We start from the raw sequence: 23,678 nt of genomic DNA on the forward strand, positions 1-23,678 counted from the left end.
TAATACAGTGATTGGTAAAAGGTTGTAACAACTTGAATACAGAAAAGAAACGATTGTTATAAAAGGGGAGAAACATCTCTATGTTTTTTTAGAAAAAATGTAAACCGCTTACTACCTTGTGATTACCTTCACTATTTTAACAGAGATAGGGATTGTTATAATTTTTTTAAATGGTGAAAATTTGTGCTTAAAGCTTGTATTTCGGAGGAATACGTGATAATTTATTAGTGAAGCCGGAGAAATAGTGATACAGATATCGTCGCTGTTTCAACCGCGGAATGAAGAGAGTTTCTTATAGATGAGAGAGGAATGTGTGATAAATGGCAAACAAGAAAACACCTATCGACTTCCAAGCATTGCTTGAAGAAGTCAATTCAGATTTTCCGGTATACCAAGCACTTGATCAAGATGGGAAAGTAGTAAACCCTGATCTTGTTCCAGATTTAACAGATGAAGAGTTAGTAGAATTGATGACTAGCATGGTTTGGTCTCGTGTATTGGATCAACGTTCCACAGCATTGAACCGTCAAGGACGTCTAGGATTTTTTGCTCCTACAGCTGGACAAGAAGCAAGTCAATTAGCTAGTGCATTCGCTTTTGATAAAGAAGATGTACTATTACCAGGTTACCGTGATGTTCCACAATTGATCAAACACGGCTTACCTTTATCTCAAGCATTTCTATGGTCTCGTGGACATGCAGCTGGAAACTTCTACCCAGAAGAATTGAAAGCTCTACCACCACAAATCATCATTGGTGCACAATACGTCCAAGCAGCAGGTGTTGCATTAGGACTTAAAAAACGTAACAAGAAAAATGTTGTTTTCACTTATACGGGTGATGGCGGTTCTTCTCAAGGTGACTTCTATGAAGCAATCAACTTTGCTGGAGCTTATCATGCGAATGCTGTATTCTACATCCAAAACAATGGATTTGCGATTTCAACACCTCGTGAAAAACAAACAGCAGCAAAAACATTAGCGCAAAAAGCAGTAGCAGCTGGTATCCCTGGTATCCAAGTCGATGGTATGGACCCATTAGCCGTTTATACTGTTTCAAAAATGGCACGTGACTGGGCAGTCTCTGGTAACGGACCTGTATTGATCGAAACATTGACTTACCGTTACGGTCCACATACATTATCTGGTGATGACCCAACACGTTACCGTGAAAAAGATGTTGACGATGAATGGCAATTAAAAGATCCATTGATCCGTTTCCGTAAATACCTAACTGAAAAAGGTTTATGGAGCGAAGAAAAAGAAGAAGCAGTCATCGAACAAACAAAAGAAGAAATCAAAGCAGCAATTGCTGAAGCAGATAAAGTTCCAAAACAAAAAGTTTCAGATTTCTTGAAAAATATGTTTGAAGAAACACCACAAACAATCAAAGAACAAATTGCAATCTATGAAGCGAAGGAGTCGAAATAACCATGGCACAAAAAACAATGATTCAAGCAATCACAGATGCCTTAGCACTTGAACTTGAAAACGACGAAAACGTACTCGTTTTTGGTGAAGATGTCGGCAAAAACGGAGGCGTATTCCGTGCAACTGAAGGATTGCAAGAAAAGTTCGGTGAAGACCGCGTATTTGACACTCCTTTAGCAGAATCAGGTATTGCCGGATTAGGTTTCGGTTTAGCACTTGAAGGATTCCGTCCTGTCCCTGAAATCCAATTCTTTGGCTTTATTTTTGAAGCAATGGATGAAGTTGTAGCACAAATGGCTCGTACGAGATACCGTATGGGTGGAACAAGAAATATTCCAGTAACGATCCGTTCACCATTTGGTGGTGGTGTTCATACACCTGAATTACACTCAGATAACTTAGAAGGATTGATTGCTCAATCTCCTGGTATCCGTGTAGTGATTCCGTCAAACCCATATGATGCAAAAGGATTATTGATTGCTTCTATTAGAAGTAATGACCCTGTTGTTTTCTTGGAGCATATGAAACTTTATCGTTCATTCCGTGAGGAAGTGCCAGATGAAGCGTACGAAGTGCCTTTAGACAAAGCCGCAGTGACTCGTGAAGGAACAGATGTATCAATCATCACTTATGGTGCAATGGTACGTGAAGCCATCAAGGCAGCAGATAATCTTGAAAAAGAAGGTATCTCTGTTGAGATCGTTGACCTACGAACAGTTGCTCCATTAGATGTTGAAACAATCATCAAATCTGTTGAAAAAACAGGACGTGTCGTTGTTGTTCAAGAAGCACAACGTCAAGCAGGCGTAAGCACTCAAGTAATCTCTGAAATCTCTGAACGTGCAATTCTTTCATTAGAAGCACCAATCGGACGCGTTTCTGCACCAGATACTGTTTTCCCATTCGGTCAAGCAGAAAACATCTGGTTGCCAAATGCTTCTGACATCGAAGCAAAAGTAAAAGAAATCGCAGAATTTTAAGGAAAGAAAGGACGTTAAAAACCCATGGCTTACCAATTTAAATTACCTGATATCGGTGAAGGTATCGCAGAAGGTGAAATCGTTAAATGGTTCGTTCAACCAGGCGATACGATCAATGAAGACGATACATTATTAGAAGTACAAAATGACAAATCAGTGGAAGAAATTCCATCTCCAGTAACAGGAACAGTGAAAAGCATCGTTGTTCCAGAAGGTACAGTTGCAAATGTTGGTGACGTATTAGTTGAGATCGATGCACCAGGACATGAAGGAAACGAAGACAGCGGAAGCGAAGGCGTGGCAGCTACTGAGCAAACACCTGAAGCACCTGCTGCTGAACCAACAACAGAAAGTTCATCTGCATCAGCAGAAGCTTCTGACGGCGGCGTATTCCAATTCAAATTACCTGATATCGGTGAAGGTATCGCAGAAGGTGAAATCGTTAAATGGTTTGTTAAAGCCGGTGACACGATCAATGAAGACGATACATTATTAGAAGTGCAAAATGACAAATCAGTGGAAGAAATTCCATCTCCAGTAACAGGAACTGTGAAAACAATCGTTGTTTCTGAAGGTACAGTCGCAAATGTTGGTGACGTATTGGTTGAGATCGATGCGCCAGGACACAATAGTGCACCTGCAAGCAAACCAGCGGCAGCAACTTCTGATGCAAAAGTGGAAACTTCAGGTTCTTCAAGTATCCCTGAAGCGGCAAACCCAGATAAACGCGTATTAGCAATGCCATCTGTTCGTCAATTCGCTCGCGAAAAAGACGTGGATATCAGCCAAGTTTCTGCAACTGGAAAAGGCGGACGTGTGACAAAAGAAGATATCGAAAACTTCTTATCTGGCGGAGGCGCTCCAGCAGCTGCAAGCAAACCTGCTGAATCAGCTGCACCAACAGAAGCATCTGCTGCAAAACCAGCTGAAACAAAAGCTGCTCCAGCAAAAGCATTCAAATCAAACTTAGGCGATCTAGAAGAACGTGTGGCATTGACACCAACACGTAAAGCAATTGCCAAAGCAATGGTCAACAGCAAACAAACAGCACCTCATGTCACTTTACATGATGAAGTTGAAGTAACAAATCTTTGGGATAACCGTAAGAAATTCAAAGAAGTGGCAGCTGCTAACGGCACGAAATTAACGTTCTTGCCTTACGTTGTCAAAGCGTTGACTGCAACAGTCAAAAAATTCCCAATCTTGAATGCGTCAATCGATGATGCAAAACAAGAAATCGTTTATAAAAACTATTACAATATCGGTATCGCAACAGATACAGACCATGGTTTATATGTGCCAAACGTGAAAGATGCTGACCGTAAAGGAATGTTTGCGATCGCAGACGAAATCAACGAGAAAGCAAAACTTGCTCATGATGGCAAACTAGCGGCAGACGATATGCGTAATGGAACGATCACGATCAGTAACATTGGTTCAGTTGGTGGCGGCTGGTTCACACCAGTAATCAACTACCCTGAAGTAGCAATCCTAGGTGTAGGAACAATTGCACAACAACCAATCGTCAATGCTGAAGGTGAAATCGTTGTTGGCCGAGTGATGAAATTATCATTGAGTTTCGATCACCGAATCGTCGATGGTGCGACAGCACAACAAGCAATGAATAACATCAAACGTTTATTAGCTGATCCAGAGCTATTAATGATGGAAGGATGAGAAACAAATGGTAGTTGGAGATTTTGCTGTTGAATTAGATACAGTTGTAATCGGTGCGGGACCTGGCGGCTATGTCGCTGCCATCCGCGCTGCTGAAATGGGCCAAAAAGTAGCGATCATTGAAAGAGAATATATCGGCGGCGTTTGTTTGAACGTTGGTTGTATTCCTTCTAAAGCGTTGATCGCAGCAGGTCATCATTATCAAGAATCACTTGATTCATCGATGTTCGGTGTAACAAGTGAAAATGTCTCACTAGATTTTACAAAAACACAAGAGTGGAAAGACAACAAAGTAGTGAAAACATTGACTTCAGGTGTCGGCTACTTGTTGAAAAAACACAAAGTTGAAACGATCGAAGGCGAAGCATTCTTCGTAGATGATCATACATTACGTGTGATCCATCCGGATTCTGCTCAAACTTATTCATTCAACCATGCTATCGTTGCGACAGGTTCTCGTCCAATCGAAATCCCTGGATTCAAATTTGGTGGCCGTGTCTTAGATTCTACAGGTGGATTAAGCCTAACAGAAGTTCCTAAGAAATTCGTCATCATAGGCGGCGGGGTAATCGGTGCTGAACTTGGTGCGGCTTACGCAAACTTAGGTTCTGAAGTAACGATCCTTGAAGGTTCACCACAAATTTTACCTACGTATGAAAAAGACTTGGTGAAATTAGTGGAAGATGACTTCAAGAAAAAAGGCGTAACAGTCATTACAAATGCAATGGCTAAAGAATCAATCGACAATGGTGATAGCGTAACTGTAAAATATGCAGTAGACGGAAAAGAAGAATCAGTAACAGCTGACTACGTGATGGTCACTGTTGGACGTCGTCCGAATACTGAAGACATGGGCTTAGAACAAGCTGGTGTTGAAATCGGTGAACGTGGCTTGATCCCAGTTGATAATCAAGGACGTACAAACGTACCTAACATCTTTGCAATCGGCGACATCGTTCCAGGCGCTGCTTTAGCACATAAAGCAAGTTATGAAGCGAAAATCGCGGCAGAAGCAATCTCTGGTAAAAAAGTAGCAGTTGACTACAAAGCCATGCCAGCTGTTGCCTTTACTGATCCTGAATTAGCATCAGTAGGGATGACGATCAAAGAAGCAAAAGAAGCCGGACTAGAAGCAACAGCTTACAAATTCCCATTCTCTGGGAACGGTCGTGCTTTATCATTAGGTAAAACAGAAGGCTTTATCCGCTTAGTGACAACGAATGAAGACAATGTCATCATCGGTGCGCAAATCGGTGGAGTTGGAGCAAGTGATATGGTTTCTGAACTTGCTTTGGCAATCGAATCAGGTATGAACGCTGAAGATATCGCGTTGACGATCCATCCACATCCATCTTTAGGTGAGATCACAATGGACGCAGCTGAATTAGCTTTAGGCTTACCGATCCATATTTAATCATTCAACTAAATGCAACTTTCTCTGAGAAGAGAGAGTTGTGTTTTTTTTACTCTAAATAGCGACTATAAAATTATTATGTAAACTAAAATAGAGCAAAACCACTTGGAAGAAGTCTTCTTTCTATGATAAACTGAAAGGGATGAATAGAATAGGAGATAATATCTATGAATGAGTATCAATATCCATTAGACTTGGACTGGACCACTGAAGAAATGGTCATCGTGATGAACATGTGGGAAGCCCTCGAAAAAGCGAATGAACAAGGGATCAATAATCAGGAATTTCTAACAACCTATCAACAATTCAAAACAGTGATCAAATCGATTGGAGAAGAAAAACGGTTAGGACGCGAGTTTGAAAAAGCTTCTGGCTATTCGCTATACCGTACTGTCCAAGAGGCAAAGAAGAACACGAACAAAATGCTGAAAATGAATGGGTGAGACAATGGAAAAAATGATTAAGGAAATCGTGACCTGGTTAGTAGCAGCAAAAGAAAAGATCGTCCATGCGCAAAATGATCAGCTAATGGTCACAGAAAAAACGAATCGTAAAGACCTAGTGACGAATATGGATCGGGAAATCCAAGCATTTTTGATCAACAAAATCAATTCCGTCTATCCGCAAGCAAAAATCTTGGCAGAAGAAGAAGGATACAATGACCTATCTGATTTGAGTGGTCAAGTCTTTATCATTGATCCCATTGACGGTACGTTGAACTTTGTGGTTCAAGGAGAAAATTTTTGTATCATGCTTGCTTATTACGAAAATGGAGTGGGACAGCTAGGATTCATCTATGATGTCATGCGAGATGAATTATACTGGGGCGGTAAAACGATCGGTGTTTACAAAAACGATGTGAAATTACCCCAACCGCAAGACCTTCCATTAGACAAAGGATTAGTAGCAATCAATAGCTATCTCTTCGGGCACGATCGATTCAACATCCATGCTATCGGTGAAAAAAGTATCGGCGTTCGGATGTGTGGCTGTGCAGGCTTAGAGTTGATCGCGATGTTAAAAGGAAACCACATCGGCTACATCTCTAATCTAAGTCCTTGGGATTACGCAGCTGGTAATGTCTTGTTGGAAGAGTTCGGTATGCGATATAGTGGGTTTTCCGGTGCGCCATTGAGTTTCAGTGGCAGAGAATATTACTTAGCCGCAACTCCAACCGCCTATGGAACCATACTCGACATGCTTCAATTGGATTGATTATTTTTCTAGCTTTGAGATACATCCATCAAAAAGTTCTTATAAAATAAGTGGGGGACGATAAAATTGCTTTTTTGAGCAATGTAATCCTTCGCTTATTTTTTTGATCGATGATAGTATCGGAACATTCATTTATAGAATAGGCTAATGGAAAAGTTTTTGTAATGACTATTTTTTTACATAAATTCGGATTTTTCGTGCTGTTTTGATTAGAAAAAGGGCGAATTATTAATTTTCTCGAAAAAATGAAAACATTTCACTATATTTCATGAAAAAAGTTTGGTATAATAAACAGTCGAGTAAAATTGCCCTGTGATAAAGAATCGATAAAAAAGGAGTTACTTAAATTGAATAAAAGAAATGACATCCGTAACGTAGCGATCATCGCCCACGTCGACCACGGAAAAACAACATTAGTTGATGAACTATTAAAACAATCTGACACATTAGACGCCCACACTCAATTACAAGAACGTGCGATGGACTCAAACGCACTTGAACAAGAACGTGGAATCACAATCTTAGCGAAAAATACAGCTGTTGATTATAAAGGGATTCGCGTCAATATCATGGATACACCTGGACACGCGGACTTCGGTGGTGAAGTAGAACGTATCATGAAAATGGTAGACGGCGTTGTCTTAGTTGTAGATGCCTATGAAGGAACAATGCCTCAAACACGTTTCGTATTGAAAAAGGCTTTAGAGCAACATATCACACCGATCGTTGTTGTAAACAAAATCGACAAACCATCTGCTCGTCCAGAGTTCGTGGTAGATGAAGTCTTAGAATTATTTATCGAATTAGGCGCAGACGATGATCAATTGGATTTCCCAGTGATCTACGCATCTGCTTTGAACGGAACATCAAGCTTATCCGATGATCCAGCGGACCAAGAACCAACAATGGCACCGATCTTTGATACAATTGTCGAAGCTATCCCTGCACCAGTTGACAATAGCGATGAACCTTTACAGTTCCAAGTATCATTACTTGATTACAATGATTATGTTGGACGTATCGGTATCGGCCGTGTCTTCAGAGGGAAAATCAAAGTTGGTGACCAAGTATCACTGATCAAACTTGATGGCACAGTGAAGAAATTCCGTGTGACAAAATTATTTGGTTTCTTTGGCTTACAACGTTTAGAGATCCAAGAAGCTAAAGCTGGTGACTTGATCGCTGTCTCAGGAATGGAAGATATCTTCGTTGGGGAAACAGTTACACCAGTCGATCATCAAGAAGCATTACCGATCTTGCATATCGATGAACCAACATTACAAATGACTTTCTTAGTCAATAACTCTCCATTTGCTGGACGCGAAGGTAAATACGTGACATCACGTAAAATCGAAGAACGTTTGATGGCAGAATTACAAACAGACGTTTCACTTCGTGTTGAACCAACGAATTCACCAGATGCTTGGACAGTTTCAGGTCGTGGTGAACTTCATTTATCGATCTTGATCGAGAACATGCGTCGTGAAGGCTATGAATTACAAGTATCACGTCCAGAAGTTATCGAAAGAGAAATCGATGGCGTAAAATGTGAACCATTTGAACGTGTTCAAATCGACACACCAGAAGAATACATGGGTAGTGTCATCGAATCATTGAGCCAACGTAAAGGTGAAATGCAAGATATGGTCCATACAGGAAATGGTCAAATTCGTTTGACATTCTTGACACCTGCTCGTGGATTGATCGGTTACTCAACAGAGTTCTTATCAATGACTCGTGGTTACGGAATCATGAACCATACATTTGATCAATACTTGCCAATGCTTCCTGGCCAAATCGGCGGACGTCACCAAGGTGCCTTAGTGTCGATCGATACAGGTAAAGCAACAACGTATTCAATCATGAGTATCGAAGAACGTGGTACGGTGTTTGTGGAACCAGGTACAGAAGTCTACGAAGGTATGATCATCGGTGAAAACAGCCGTGAGAATGACTTGACAGTCAATATCACGAAAGCAAAACAAATGACTAACGTTCGTTCAGCTAACAAAGACCAAACTTCAGTCATCAAAAAACCAAAACAATTAACACTTGAAGAATCATTAGAATTCTTGAACGACGATGAGTATTGTGAAGTAACACCAGAAAACATCCGTCTAAGAAAACAAATCTTAGAAAAAAATGCACGTGAAAAAGCATCTAAAAAGAAAAAATAATAATTTTGACCGAATCTTAGAGAGAAATCTCTGAGGTTCGTTTTTTTTTATATAGGATCGATCATCAATCAAATATAGTTATTCAATAAAATACTAGCTAAAAGCAGTTGGTGAACCACTTTTCCCTGTTCGATGTTTTTTTTAGTATATTCAAAAGAAATCATAAAAGTGTGCTATTTATTGATAGATAAAAGTAAATAACACTATTCTTTCAATTTATACCAATTAACATAAAAAAAATGGCGTTATCAAAAAGTGGATTTAGGTTTAGAGTTGAAGAGGGAAAGTTCTAACAAAATAGTATCAATGACTGGAGATGAAAAAATGTAAAAAGAAAAAACAAATGACTTTATAACAAAATGAATACTTGCTTTTGGATGATCATTAGAAAAAGGAGGAGTATAGAAAACTAAAGATGAGAGTGATTGCTTATTCAACTGAATATTTTCTAAGACTTCTCCGAATATTTATAGAATAAATGGAGGTAAATCTTAGAAAAATGAAAAAGAAAAAAATTCTGAATGGTATGATGATTGTTGGATTACTGTTAGGAAATACGAATGGCGTGATGGTTCAAGCGGTATCGAGCTTAGAGTCAAAATTTGAGAAGGTAACGCTTGTTGAAAAAAAACAAGCCACAGAAGAATCAAGCAATGAAGAGAGTAAAGCAAAAAACGAAAAAAATTCAGCTACTAACGAAGCAGAAAAAAATGAAAGTATAAAAGAATCAAATGAAAAAGCTAAAATAAAAAGTACTAGAAATAATAACCCAAGTGACAATTTTGATAGTGTACAAGGGAACAATGGTAATTATTTTAAGCCAACTACTAATGCAACTTCACTAAGCATTGGTAAGGAGCAAGCAGCGCGAGTACAAACAGATCTATCAAAAACAAGTTTTAATATTTCGGGTTTAGAACATGAGAAAGAAGATAGCTTTGAAGTTTTAAAATTTTCTAAATGTATCTTTCCAAACCAAAAAGGACTTGTTATGTGGCCAAACGGAGGAGGAGTTAACAATGTATATTGGACACAGGTGGACTCCGAAAGTGGGAATTGGCGGATGCGTTTATACTCTACGATGGATTCAAGTGGAGATACGTATTTAAATGCAAGGTTTACTCGTTTAAAATATGGTTCTGTCAGTGGAAATGAAAAATTCGAATTTCCGAGAGTTGCATATCTTACGCACGGCGACTATTTTGAGGCATTTCTTATGGCATCTACTTTTGAAGTAAAATTACCGACTGCTGAAGAAGAAATCGGTAAAATTGTAGCAACTGCCAAAGAAGGCACACATAAACTCATGCAAAATGCTCAGTCGATCCCTAATCCAGAAACTTATCTAGATGTAGAAAATACACGTGGAAAGGTGGAGTATAGTTGGAAAACAGCTCCTGATACAACGAAAGTAGGGAAGCAAGATACGAAGATTTTAGTAAAAGACGAGTCGGGTAGAGAAATAGAAGCAGTAGTTCCGATCACTGTAGAACCACTGGCTGTAGAAATCAAGGGAAAACCAGGACCATTTGACATTTATCAATATGATAAATTGCCAGATGTGGCTGAATACTTTGAGGTAACAAATAAGTATGGTACCTATACGCTAAAATGGCTCGATGATGTAAATACTGATTCACCAGGTGAACAAACATGGCGAGCAAAAGTAACAACTTCTGATGGACGTGAAGCAACTGCTTCGATTCAGATGGAGGTGACGCCACATGAGGGCTTAAAGGTTAACCTAAAACCAATTGAGGATCGAAGACTCGGTTATAATTATCCAACATTTGCAACAAACTTTAGAGATTACATTGATTCAGTCACCATGCATGGTGAACCAGTCGAATTAAGAGATCTTGAATTTATTCCACAAGAAAGTGTGGAGGCAGATTATCGGATAGGCGGTCTTCAAACACTAAAATTGACAGTTCAAACCAAGCACCCAAATAGCGGTGTGATGATTAAAGGAACTGGTGAGGTAACTCTCAATGTTCTTTGGGACCACTCGATTTTGATGAAATCAATCAATGGTGGATCAGCTGGATCATTTACTTTAAGAACGGATAATTCAGGAAATGAGACGGCAAAAGTTGTATTTGGTATGGGGATACCAACCTCAATAAATACGGCAGTTGGTCCGCAGAGTTCCCCATTTTCGCTTTACTATTCGTTTGAAGTTTTACGAGGCGAAACAGTCGTTTATAGCCAAGAAGTGACAAATCGCGCAACTTGGCAACAAATCTTAGATAAATTTGGAGATTCTACTGGAACGATCGATGTCCGTTACGATGATGTCATTAAAATCTATCATCCAGAACGAACCCCGAATAGTTCAGTCTTAATGATTGATGAAAAGGAACAGGATTATACATATGATACGCCGTACGCCTACTATAAGATTACTCCTTATGGATTTGATCCATTCCCCTTACTAGAAGCAGAAGCTTCACAAAAGAGTTTTGTTTTAGGAGAGAGCACAAAGACGATTGATCCAGCTTCCTTAATAAAAAATGTGACGATCAATGGTCGGGTAGTTGATAGTAGCTTATACGAAGTAGAATCATTGATCGACTTTGATACTAGTACCATCGGAACTAGAAAAATGAAATTGAAAGTGACAATGAATGATGGTCTTTCAGCAGAGGAATTCGAAGTCGATTATCAAGTCAAATGGGGCAGCACATTCGTATTGAAAGGCTTGGATGATGCAACAGTTGGCGCATTTAGTCTACTGAAAGAAAACGATCAATGGGCATTACATGCTAGTCAAGGTGTAAGTGGAACGGACTTGAGTCAACCGGTCAATAATCATTTTGGCCGAGACATTTACTATGGTATTGAAGTGATCGAAAATATTACTACTAAGTACCAATATAACGTGCTAGGAAATCAATCGATCAGAGAAGGGATCGAAGGGTTCAATCAAGGGAAACCATTAGACGTCAAACAAGGCGATGTCATCAAAGTGTATCATGCTGAACCAACAGGTAATAGTTTATTGATGCAAGATGAATTGGCAAAAGACTTTACGATGGGCTCAAATAATGCCTATTACGAAGTCACCGAGCATGGATTAGAACCGATTCTTGCGATTTCTGCGGATACTAAACCACAAGAATTTAGTTTAGGTGATGATGCCACAGAGATTGATGGCACACAACTGATTAATTATGTGACGATCAACGGTACCGAGTTAACACCGGATCTATATACAGTGAAACAATTAGGAAACTTCGATACAACTACAGTCGGTCAAAAAGAACTTGCTATCCAATTTGACACAAAAGATGGGGTAGTATCAAAAGTCATCACAGTGCCTTATGAAGTGAAATGGGGCAGAACGATCGTGATGAAATCAAGTACTGGCGGTTCAGCAGGGGTTTTCTCACTGCAGACTACTAACACGACCAGACAATTGAAAATCCATCATGGCTTTGACTCGCCATTAGATGAGCGCTTAGGAAACGATCAAGACCTCTATTATTCAATTGAAGTCTTACGTGGCGAAAGAGTCCAGTATAGTCAAGAAGTCCCAGGTCGTGTCACGCTACAAGACGTCATCAACAGTTTTGGAACGAATGGTACTCAAGCTGTCACTGTCCAGTTAGATGATGTGATCAAAATTTATCACCCGCAAAAATCTCCTGGTAGCTCGGTACTGATGGTCGATGAACTAGAAGAAGACTTCACTTATGGTTCAGATTATGCGTATTACAAAGTAACGACATATGGCTTTGAAGCAATGCCAGTCATGGAAGTCCATACAGCTAATAAAGCCTTTTATCTCGCACAAGATGTGACTACTGTAGCTGATGCTGAATTGATTGATCGTGTGACGATCAACGGCAAAACAGTCGATCCAGAGGAATACACGATCGAAAGACGTTCAGAAATCGATACGACAACGGTAGGAAATAAAAACGTCGCTATGCGTGTGAAAATGAACGATGGTTTATCTAGTGTACAACTTGAACTTCCTTATCAAGTCAAATGGGGAAGTACATTTATTCTGAAAGGTGAAGAAAAAGAAGGGAAAAGAGGAATCGTCGGCTCTTTTAGCCTGCTTGATCAAAATGATGAGTTGGCTATCTATGCCACGAAAGGCGAAGATGAAACAGAACTTAATGCGCCAGTCAACTCTGCCTATGGTCGGAATGCCTATTATCGAATCGACATCTTAGCAGATCCTAAAAATAAAGCAAATAGTTTATTTCCCGATAACATCAAATATACCTACGAAGTGGCAGGTAATCAAACGGTTCGTCAAGCAATCGAAGGGTTCAACAATGGAGAATCACTACCTGTGGAAGAAGGAGACATTTTCCGTGTCTACCATGCAGAAACAGATAATCAGAACTTACTGATGTGGGATGATATCGTCAAAAACTATACAGCTGGGTTGAATTACGCTTATTACGAAGTCAAGAATGGAGAGTTTGAGCCAATTACGATGATCCACGCAGATGTTGCTAGTCAGGAACTCGTCTTAGGTGAAGATACCAGTGAAGTAGATGTGACAACGTTGGTTGAGAATGTTGCATTCAACGGACAGAGTTTGAACACAGAGCTTTATAAAGTAGAACAAACGGGAGCGTTTGATACACATACGACAGGAGAAAAAACAGTAACGGTAAAAGTATCAACCGCAGATGGTGTTTCTTCGACTGACATCGAAGTGCCTTATGAAGTGAAATGGGGTAGCACGATCCACTTGAAAAATCGTAAAGGTGAAACGGTGGGATCGTTTGGACTACTTAAAAACAGCAAACAAATCGAGATCCAATCTGTCCAAGGAACCGATCAAACAGTTTTAAAAAATAGAGTGAATGAATACGATGACACCGAAGTATATTATGGAATCGAAATTCTCAACGAACGTAAGCAAAGCAAATATCAATACGAGGTTCGTGGTACACAAACGATCGAGCAAGCAATTTCACGTTTTAATACTGGTAAAGCACTGGCGGTGACCCCAGGTGATATCGTGAAGGTTTATCACGTAGATACTAGTAACAATTTATTGATGGCAGAAGAGAACGAACGAAACTACACCTATGGCAGTAATTACGCTTATTATAAGGTAACAGATTATGGTTTTGAGCCTACAGGTGAGTTGACCGTTGAACCTGCTCAGCCTTCTTTTGCACAAGGGACAGAAAGAGTTGACCTGAAATCGTTAGTAAAAGAAGTTAAAGTGAATGGACGTGTAATACCTAAAAACGTCTATACTGTTTCTTTAGATGGGACATCTGAAATCGATACAGAAACTATGGGAAGTCGCTTTGTTTCCCTCGATGTCAAAGTGGATCGGAGTTATGGGAGTTTATCTACTCGTACAGAATCTTCATATGAAATCGTTGAACCTGGTCAAGAAACAACGCCAGGAGAAGAGGATGCTAATGCAGGAGGAACAGAAGGTACTGACACCTCCAACGACCCAGATGCAGATGGAATTTCAGCAGAGACTGGTTTAGGCGAGGGTTCCGCAGCAGAAGGTGATGAGAGTAAATTGCCACAAACCAATCAAACCATCAATCGAGTACTGCCATATATTGGTGCATGCTTTTTACTAATAGTAGGATTTGTTTTATGGAAACGAAAAACATCTAAAAAATCGTTTGATAAACAGTAACGGATAGTTAAAATGACAACGAAGCAGTTGAAAGAGCGAAAGTGATAATTACTTTGGCATCCTTTCAACTGTTTTTTTATGATCACTAAAGGAGTCACAGACAAGAAATATAAAAATAAATCCTATGAGTAAAAAACAAAATTCTCGTAATAGGAAGTCAATCATTAGCTGTGGAGAACTTAAAGAAACAAAAAATGAAAGCAAGAATGGCAAGATGAATTTTTTAAAGAACTTTTAAAAAACTTAAAATGCTCTGTTTTTAGTTTCACAAAAGGCGTTTTGTTTCACAGAACGAGACTTGCTCTTATGAGCAGACAGAAGTAGAATAGATAGTACATGTCTGATGAATCATTTGAGAAAATGCGTAATTAATAGTTAGATGAAAGAAGTAAAACATGAAAGTGTAAAAACAAACAGAAATCGAGGAGGGCGCATGTGGAGCAGTTATTAAAAAAATATTTTGGATATGAGCTTTTCCGCCCAGGCCAAAAAGAAATCATTGAAAAAATCATGGCTCAAGAAGATGTCTTGGGTATCATGCCGACTGGAAGCGGAAAATCAATATGTTATCAGCTACCTGCGCTAGCCTTAGAAGGGTTGACGATCGTCGTTTCTCCCTTGATCTCTTTGATGAAAGATCAAGTGGATGCTGCGAATCAACTGGGAATTGCGGCTACGTTTATCAATAGTTCATTAGAAGGATATGAAGTGGCACAACGTTTTCGTTCATTAGATGAGGGCAAGGTTCAATTGTTATATGTTGCACCAGAACGTTTTATCATGCCTGATTTTATCCAAGCGATGAATCGTTGGTCCGTTCGCTTGATTGCCATCGATGAAGCCCACTGTATCTCGCAATGGGGGCATGATTTCAGACCTAGTTATTTGCAGATGGCGAATATTTTAGAAGGTATTCCTCAGCGTCCGCCCATCGTGGCATTGACAGCAACTGCTACTGTCCCTGTAGCGACAGATATCAAAAGACTTTTAAAAATCCCTGAAAAGAACCATATTCAAACTGGATTTGCACGAGAAAATCTGAGGTTGCAGGTTATCAAAGATCAAAAAAAAGAACAATATTTAGTCGAGTATTTAAAAGTGAATCAAAATCAATCCGGCATCATTTATGCCGCGACTAGAAAAGAAGTGGATCGACTATATCAGTTGTTGGCAAAATTTGGTTTTTCCGTTGGCAGATACCACGGCGGTATTTCAGAAAGGGAACGGACGGAAATGCAAGAAGCTTTCCTCTATGATCGTATCCAGCTATTAGTAGCAACGAACGCTTTTGGAATGGGGATCAATAAAAGTAATATTCGTTTTGTCATTCACTACCAAATCCCAGGTTCATTAGAAGCATATTATCAGGAAGCTGGTCGTGCCGGAAGAGACGGTTTACCTAGTGAAGCCATTTTGCTATTTGCGCCACAAGATGTGCAAGTCCAAAAGTTTTTTGTTCAACAATCGCAACGTGAGGAAGCACAAAAACATAAGGAATACGACAAGATCCGAGCAATGACTGAATACGTTCATATCGAATCCTGTCTTCAACAATATATTCTTTCTTACTTTGGAGAAGCAAGCGAGCCTTGTCAGCGTTGTGGCAACTGTCTTGATGATCGTGAACTTGTCGATGTGACCACAGAAACGCAAATGGTTTTGTCGTGTTTGAAACGAATGGGTGAGAACTACGGAAAACAATTACTAATGAAAGTCCTTGCCGGATCAAAAGATCAGAAAATCAAACAGTTTCAGTTTGATCGTTTGTCTACGTATGGTCTACTAAGGAATCTGTCACAAAAAAATATATTACAGTTGATCGACTATCTAATTTCAAGTGGCTACTTACTTGCGGCTAGTGGTGAATACCCTGTTTTGAAAGTCAGCGATCTTGGGGTGCAAGTGCTTATGGGAAAAGTAACTGTCCACAAAAAGGAACCCAAAAAAGTGCAACAATTGTCGCATGACGAAACGGATGGTCTATTTGAAGTATTACGCCAGCTACGTACTGATTTAGCTGTTGATGCAGGCGTTCCGCCCTATGTTGTTTTTTCAGATGCGACACTCAAAGAAATGAGTCAGCATCGACCAAATGACCGATTGGCACTTCTCCAAATCAAAGGGGTAGGACAAAGCAAGCTTGATAAGTACGGTGAAATGTTCTTACAGGCGATCAAAAATTTCCAAGAAAGCGCTACGCCGAGTAACAGTTAAAAAACCTAAAAAAAAGCCTAGATAAATCTAGGTTCTTGCTCAGTTATCGCGTAAAATATGCTATAATGAATGAACTTAGAAATGGAGGGAAAGGCAAATGGATTCTCTTTCAAAAGAGACGGCACTCAATGTGTTGATTGATGAGGCAGATCGCATCAAGCGTTTGATCCAAAATCAAACAAACAGTCTTTGTATCTCGCAGTGCAAAGCCTTTGAAGAGGTAGTCGATACACAAATGTATGGATTTTCTCAGCAAGTGAGTTTTGCGATACGTGTAGGGATCATTGAAAAAAAAGAAGGGCAACTGATGCTCAGCGAGTTAGAACGTCAATTGAATCACTTATACAATGAAGTTTACCGAGAAAATTATGATAAAAAAGAAAGTGGCAAGGGGGAATAAGCTTGCCGAATAAAGTAAAAAAAAGGCATCTGTTGGATTACAGTATTTTAATTCCATATTTGATTTTATGTATCATCGGACTGATCATGGTTTATAGTTCCACCTCCTACTTGTTATTAGCAAACGGGAGCAATCCAGCGTCATCAGTCATCAATCAAAGTATTTTTTGGGTGCTTAGCTTGATTGTTATTGCACTCCTATACAAAATGAAAATCGGTGTATTGAAAAATCAGCGATTGATCATGGCGGCTATCGCAGTCTTGACGATTTTATTATTGATCGTCTTATTTTTTGGGGAAGAACGTAATGGGGCAAAAGGTTGGCTTGAAATTGCCGGATTTTCTATCCAGCCCGCCGAATACCTAAAAATCATTGCCATCTGGTATCTTTCCTTTACTTTGTCACAGAGACAAATGAGTGTGCAAAAAAACTTCATTGCAACGGTCAAACGACCTTTATTGTTAGTGCTTGCCTTGACAGTGTTAGTGGCAAGTCTACCCGATTTTGGGAATGCAACGGTTATTTTTTTGATCATCATCGTGTTACTATTAGCTAGCGGCGTCAATTATTTTTACACCTTGATCGTCGGTGTCGGAGGAATCATTTTTAGTGTGGTAACAATTTGGTTGATCAACGTGACCCAAGGGAAACTTTTCCCAGGTCGCCTACAATATATTTATCATCGTTTTGAGATTTTTCAAAACCCTTTTTCTGATGAATTGAATAACGGACACCAAATGGTGAATGGTTATTATGCGATGTTCAACGGTGGTCTATTCGGTCGCGGATTAGGGAATAGTATCCAGAAAAAAGGATTTCTACAAGAAGCGCAAACCGACTTTATCTATGCCATCGTAGTAGAAGAATTAGGCGTGATCATGGGTATTTTGATCTTAGCTTTATTGATGTTCATGATTGCGCGTATCATCTTAGTGGGTATCCGCTCAAAAGATCCATTCAATTCTTTGCTATGTATCGGAATCGGTTCGATGTTTCTGATCCAAGTATTTGTCAACCTTGGCGGGATCACTGGGATCATCCCATTGACAGGGATCACATTCCCATTCTTGAGTCAAGGTGGTTCGAGTTTACTGATGCTTTCGATCTGCGTAGGTTTCGTCCTGAATATCAGCGCAGATGAGAAACGTAAGAGTTTAGGTATTTACTAAAATTGACGTAGGAGTGATTCGATGAGAAAAGTTTTGGTAGCTAACAGAGGAGAAATTGCTGTACGGGTATTTCGTGCCTGTACAGAATTAGGGATCCAAACTGTAGGTGTCTATGCAGAAGAAGATGAATATTCCGTTCATCGCTTTAAAGCGGATGAGGCATATCTAGTTGGTAAAGGAAAAAGACCGATAGATGCGTATCTTGATATTGAAGGGATTCTTGAGATTGCTAAAGCTAGTGGAGCGGACGCGATCCATCCCGGTTACGGATTATTATCTGAGAACTTACACTTTGCCACACGGTGCAAAGAAGAAGGAATCACTTTTGTTGGGCCAGAACTTCATCATCTTGATATTTTTGGCGATAAGATCAAAGCGAAAACAGCAGCAATCGAAGCTGGCATCGCATCGATTCCTGGGACAGATGGTCCAGTAGAGTCAATTGAAGAAGTCTTGACGTTTGCTGAACGTTATGGTTATCCAGTCATGATCAAAGCAGCATTAGGCGGTGGCGGTCGTGGGATGCGTGTGGCGCATGACGAAAAAGGCGCTCGCGAAGGATATGAACGTGCAAAAAGTGAAGCGAAAGCTGCTTTTGGTAGTGATGAAGTCTATGTTGAAAAGTATATCGCTGATCCGAAACACATCGAGGTCCAGATCTTAGGGGATACCCATGGTAATATCATCCATTTATTCGAACGTGATTGTTCAGTTCAACGCCGTCATCAAAAAGTCGTAGAAGTCGCTCCTTGTGTTTCGATGAATGAGCAACAGCGTCAACGTATTTGCGATGCCGCTGTCCAGTTGATGAAGCATGTGGGATATGTCAATGCAGGGACAGTCGAATTTTTAGTGGAAAATGACGAATTTTACTTTATCGAAGTCAACCCACGTGTCCAAGTGGAGCATACGATCACTGAGATGATCACGGATGTCGATATCGTGACGACGCAATTATTGATCGCACAAGGAAAAGATCTGCATAAAGAAATCGGATTGCCACAGCAAAGTGAAATAAAAATCAAAGGTTCAGCCATCCAATGTCGGATCACAACGGAAGACCCATTGAGTAACTTTCTACCAGATACTGGCAAGATCGATACGTATCGCTCGCCAGGTGGCATGGGCGTCCGCTTAGATGTAGGGAATGCCTATGCAGGCTACATCGTTACTCCATATTTTGATTCACTTTTAGTAAAAGTTTGTACACATGCGGCTGACTTTGCAACAGCGATCCAAAAAATGGAACGTTGTTTGAGAGAATTCCGTATCCGTGGAGTGAAAACAAATATTCCATTTATGTTGAACGTCATCTTGCACCCAGAATTTCAATCAGGACAAGCTAAAACGACGTTCATCGATAGTACCAATGAATTATTTGACTTCCCACGCTTACGTGACCGTGGAAATAAAACGATGAAATATATTGGAGAAATCACGGTAAATGGTTTCCCTGGCATCGAACGTGGTGAAAAACCGTATTATGATGCACCACGTATGCCAAAAGAGCTGATCACTCGTCCGGATTACATCACAGCTAAAAATGTCTTAGACAAAGACGGCGCTTCTGCATTAGTGGATTGGGTCAAACAACAAGAAAATGTGTTATTGACAGATACCACGTTTAGAGATGCCCATCAAAGCTTATTGGCTACTCGTGTGCGCACAAAAGATTTTAAAGAAATCGCTCGTTTGACTGGTGAGGGGCTTCCAGAGTTGTTTTCAAGTGAAATGTGGGGCGGTGCTACATTTGACGTCGCCTATCGTTTCTTGAATGAAGACCCATGGAAACGTCTGAGAAAGATTCGCTCATTGATGCCGAATACTTTATTACAAATGCTCTTTAGAGGATCGAATGCTGTCGGTTACTCAAACTATCCAGATAACGTGATCGCTGAATTTATCAAAGAAGCAGCGGCACAAGGAATCGATGTCTTCCGGATTTTTGACAGTTTGAACTGGGTCCCACAAATGGAAAAAAGTATCCAAGCAGTTCGTGATACAGGGAAAATCGCAGAAGCGACGATCTGCTACACAGGAGACATCAATGATCCAAGTCGTGCGAAATACAATGTACAGTACTATAAGGACATGGCTAAAGAGTTGGAACAGTTAGGTGCGCACATGATCGCGATCAAAGATATGGCAGGCTTATTGAAACCGCAAGCTGCTTATCGCTTGATCAGTGAATTGAAGGCGACAACGGATCTACCAATCCATTTACACACACATGATACGAGTGGCAATGGCATTATCACTTACTCAGCAGCAACTAAAGCGGGTGTCGATATCGTCGATGTAGCGATGAGTGCGATGAGTGGAAATACTAGCCAACCAAGTATGAGCAGTTTGTATTACGCTTTGGTCAATGGGCCACGTGTACCAGAAATCAATATTGCAAATGCGCAACAGTTGAATCACTACTGGGAAGATGTTCGCATGTATTACAAACCATTTGAGAATGGCTTAAATGCACCTGAAACTGAAGTTTATATGCACGAAATGCCAGGTGGACAATACTCGAACTTACAACAACAAGCCAAAGCAGTTGGTTTAGGTCATCGTTGGGATGATATCAAAAAAATGTATCACACAGTAAACTTGATGTTTGGTGATATCGTCAAAGTCACGCCTTCTTCTAAAGTTGTAGGCGATATGGCCTTGTTCATGGTCCAAAATGAGTTGAGCGAAGAAGACATTTACGAAAAAGGCGAGACATTGAGTTTCCCAGAATCAGTCGTTACCTTCTTCCAAGGTGAATTAGGCCAACCAGTAGGCGGGTTCCCAGAAAAAATCCAAAAGATCATTTTGAAAGGACGTCCAGCCATCACCAAACGTCCAGGATTGTTCGCTGAAACAGTAGACTTCGAAAAAGTCAAAGCAGAATTAGCTAAAAAGATCGGCTATGAACCAAAACAAGATGAAGTCTTGAGTTACTTGATGTATCCACAAGTCTTCTTGGATTATCAAACCGCTTATAATCAATTTGGTGATGTCACATTACTGGATACACCCACTTTCTTCCAAGGAATCCGCTTAGGTGAAACGGTCAATGTCCAAATCGAAAAAGGCAAGATCTTGATCATTCGTTTGGATGAGATCGGTGAACCTGATATTGAAGGAAATCGTGTGTTATTCTTTAATTTGAACGGTCAACGAAGAGAAATCACCGTCAAAGATACGTCGATCGTCAGTGCGGTAAAAACTAGACGAAAAGCAGAACCAACCAATCGCGAACAAATCGGTGCGACGATGTCTGGTTCAGTCTTAGACGTCTTAGTGAAAAAAGGCGATACGGTCAAAAGAGGCGATACATTGATGGTCACTGAAGCAATGAAGATGGAAACTGCTATCGAAGCGCCATTCGATGGAGAAATTGCACATCTCTATGTTGTTGCTGGCGACCCGATTTCCTCAGGTGATCTATTGATCGAAGTTACAGAAAAATAAGAAAGGGGAGGGAACATTTGAAACGACTAGGTTTATTTATAGCAACACTACTATTCGTCACGTCGGCTTTATATTTGGAGCCCGTATTGTTCCCTCCTAAACTTGAAACATCCACGCAAGACCAACAACTGATAGGAAATCAAAATCAGGTAACGTCTTGGAAATACCAGGAGCTAAATGCGACTGGCTTTTCTACATATATTGGTCGATCAGTCACCGAATTAGAAGCAGAGATTGGTTCACCTAAAGATCGTTTGACAAGCGGATTCGGTTTTGAGATCAGATATTATCAAGATCCAATTCAACAAATCGTACTTGAAGCAAATATACAAAATGACCGAGTGGAGGCTATCAAAGTTTTAAATGCGAACGCAACTAGTTTGACACCATTTGCCGTTGGCATGACTATGCAGGATCTGACAGAGATTACAACGATATTCCCAAACTTCACATTTGAGTATGAAGAAACCGAAGTCGGAATCGAGTTGACAGAAGAAGACATGAATTATCGTCCCTTGATTGCTTTTGATAATGGTACATTTGCAATGCTTTTCTTTGATCAAGATACAGGTGGGTTATTTTCAACAGTGTATTTAAACAAGAAAAGCTTATTGAAGTTAATGCCCTACCAAGTTTTTGGTGAAGGATTGCCCCACTACGAAATGGAGAGCTCAGCAGACTGGGAAAGTATCAATCAGTCAAGAGAACGTGTCATCACCAGATTATTGACGAGATTACGCCAAGAAGCTGAATTGCCTGATTATCATTACTCTCCAGATTTTATGATCCAAACGAATGTACTATTAACAGATTTTATCGAACAACCAGAAGAATGGTTGGCAGATAATCGTTTGGCAGAGTGGCAAATGGCAACGCAGACTTCCCAAACTACAGTTAAATTTACGTTATCAAATGATGAAATCAATCGCTTAGTGGAAAAACGACAATTAGATCAAACAACTGGAATTTTCATGCATCCAATCATTGATCCGACTTTTTCAGTTTTATTGTTATATACTGATTCTTATTATCATGACCGATTCTTGGAAAAAGAACCAACACAGTTAGGCGTTGCGTTTTCGAAAGAAAACATGTTAGTCTTAATGAAGGAAAAAGAGGAGACTAGTGAAAGCAGTGATAATCAATGAGGAGTTGTTTGGACTGGAGGACCAGTGTCATCAGCTTGTTCAAACGATTGTAACAAGTGAAATGATGGAACAATATCTCAAAACCAAAAAAGAGATGGAAGCTTCTATCAAAGTCAACCAGTTAAAAAATGATTTTATTGCAAGCAGACAAGCATTTGAAGAAATTTCGTCTTATGGAAAATACGTACCAGAGTTTCGTGAAAAGCAACGAACCGTAAGACAAGCCAAACGGCAGTTGGATCTAAATGAAGAAGTAGCTGCCTTTCGAATAAGTGAAACAGAATTACAAAAGATACTAGATTCCATTGGAAAACAACTTGCACATACGATTTCGACGGAGATCAAGATCAGTGCAGGTAGTCCATTTTTTGAAAAAAGTGAAGGGTGCGGAGGAAACTGCCATGGACATAGAAAATAAAGAATTTGAACAAACACATCGGCGAGGGTTGGTCGTGTGGGTATATAGCTTAAAACAATTGAAAAATCTTCGCAAATTTGGTTTGGTGCACTATGTCTCTCGTAAAATGAAGTATGTGATCATGTATTTAAATGAAGACAATTATGAACAAACCGAAGAAAGAATCAAGAAATTACATTTCGTACGGAATGTCGAACGTTCTTATCGACCAGATGTCGAAATGAATTTTGCTGAAAAAATCGGTAAAAAAGCAGATGCAAAAGAAGAAGGCTTTGAGATCGAAGAATTAAATACCAAGATCCGCTTAGCAGATCACGTATTTTAGTGAAAAGAGTCTAGCTTTTAGCTAAT

General features: G+C 39.9%; 15 protein-coding genes. All 15 read left to right on the forward strand.

Features of this window, described 5'->3' with window-relative positions:
- Window positions 1–320: 320 nt before the first annotated feature.
- A complete protein-coding gene (gene pdhA / locus IGI79_RS05880; protein ID WP_010735671.1) occupies window positions 321–1,430 on the forward strand; it encodes a pyruvate dehydrogenase (acetyl-transferring) E1 component subunit alpha in 1,110 nt (369 codons plus the stop codon).
- A gap of 2 nt (window positions 1,431–1,432) precedes the next feature.
- The gene (locus IGI79_RS05885; protein WP_010735670.1) at window positions 1,433–2,410 is read left to right on the forward strand and encodes an alpha-ketoacid dehydrogenase subunit beta; all 978 of its coding nucleotides are present in this window, start codon (window positions 1,433–1,435) and stop codon (window positions 2,408–2,410) included.
- 24 nt (window positions 2,411–2,434) lie between these two features.
- Entirely contained in the window at window positions 2,435–4,087 is a 1,653-nt protein-coding gene (locus IGI79_RS05890; protein ID WP_108145716.1) for a dihydrolipoyllysine-residue acetyltransferase, read from the forward strand.
- A gap of 7 nt (window positions 4,088–4,094) precedes the next feature.
- A complete protein-coding gene (gene lpdA, locus IGI79_RS05895) occupies window positions 4,095–5,501 on the forward strand; it encodes a dihydrolipoyl dehydrogenase (protein WP_010735668.1) in 1,407 nt (468 codons plus the stop codon).
- A gap of 167 nt (window positions 5,502–5,668) precedes the next feature.
- The gene (locus tag IGI79_RS05900) at window positions 5,669–5,944 is read left to right on the forward strand and encodes a UPF0223 family protein (RefSeq protein ID WP_065096761.1); all 276 of its coding nucleotides are present in this window, start codon (window positions 5,669–5,671) and stop codon (window positions 5,942–5,944) included.
- Window positions 5,945–5,948: 4 nt separating this feature from the next.
- Window positions 5,949–6,716 carry an inositol monophosphatase family protein gene (locus IGI79_RS05905; RefSeq protein WP_195274399.1) on the forward strand — a complete coding sequence of 256 codons (768 nt, stop codon included), beginning with the start codon at window positions 5,949–5,951 and terminating at the stop codon, window positions 6,714–6,716.
- Window positions 6,717–7,063: 347 nt separating this feature from the next.
- Window positions 7,064–8,893 carry a translational GTPase TypA gene (gene typA / locus IGI79_RS05910; RefSeq protein ID WP_065096760.1) on the forward strand — a complete coding sequence of 610 codons (1,830 nt, stop codon included), beginning with the start codon at window positions 7,064–7,066 and terminating at the stop codon, window positions 8,891–8,893.
- Window positions 8,894–9,392: 499 nt separating this feature from the next.
- Window positions 9,393–14,528, forward strand: coding sequence for an LPXTG cell wall anchor domain-containing protein (locus tag IGI79_RS05915; protein ID WP_195476251.1), 5,136 nt, complete (start codon window positions 9,393–9,395; stop codon window positions 14,526–14,528).
- Between the two features lie 435 nt (window positions 14,529–14,963).
- A complete protein-coding gene (recQ, locus tag IGI79_RS05920) occupies window positions 14,964–16,742 on the forward strand; it encodes a DNA helicase RecQ (RefSeq protein ID WP_104776300.1) in 1,779 nt (592 codons plus the stop codon).
- Window positions 16,743–16,839: 97 nt separating this feature from the next.
- Window positions 16,840–17,142, forward strand: coding sequence for a YlaN family protein (locus IGI79_RS05925; protein ID WP_010735661.1), 303 nt, complete (start codon window positions 16,840–16,842; stop codon window positions 17,140–17,142).
- A gap of 2 nt (window positions 17,143–17,144) precedes the next feature.
- Window positions 17,145–18,311, forward strand: a complete 1,167-nt coding sequence (locus tag IGI79_RS05930) for an FtsW/RodA/SpoVE family cell cycle protein (RefSeq protein WP_019723755.1) — start codon at window positions 17,145–17,147, stop codon at window positions 18,309–18,311.
- A gap of 21 nt (window positions 18,312–18,332) precedes the next feature.
- On the forward strand, window positions 18,333–21,761 hold the full coding sequence (locus IGI79_RS05935; protein WP_195476247.1) for a pyruvate carboxylase: 3,429 nt from the start codon (window positions 18,333–18,335) through the stop codon (window positions 21,759–21,761).
- A 17-nt stretch (window positions 21,762–21,778) separates the two neighbouring features.
- A complete protein-coding gene (locus IGI79_RS05940) occupies window positions 21,779–22,909 on the forward strand; it encodes a CAP-associated domain-containing protein (protein ID WP_195476245.1) in 1,131 nt (376 codons plus the stop codon).
- Window positions 22,896–23,327, forward strand: coding sequence for a YlbF family regulator (locus tag IGI79_RS05945; RefSeq protein WP_195476266.1), 432 nt, complete (start codon window positions 22,896–22,898; stop codon window positions 23,325–23,327). Before IGI79_RS05940 ends, IGI79_RS05945 begins: the two co-directional genes overlap by 14 nt.
- A complete protein-coding gene (locus tag IGI79_RS05950) occupies window positions 23,311–23,652 on the forward strand; it encodes a YlbG family protein (protein WP_104872426.1) in 342 nt (113 codons plus the stop codon). Before IGI79_RS05945 ends, IGI79_RS05950 begins: the two co-directional genes overlap by 17 nt.
- The last annotated feature ends 26 nt before the right edge of the window (window positions 23,653–23,678 follow it).

Source organism: Enterococcus sp. AZ084 (genome assembly GCF_051714905.1).
In the GTDB taxonomy this organism is placed as follows: Bacteria; Bacillota; Bacilli; order Lactobacillales; family Enterococcaceae; genus Enterococcus_B; species Enterococcus_B pernyi.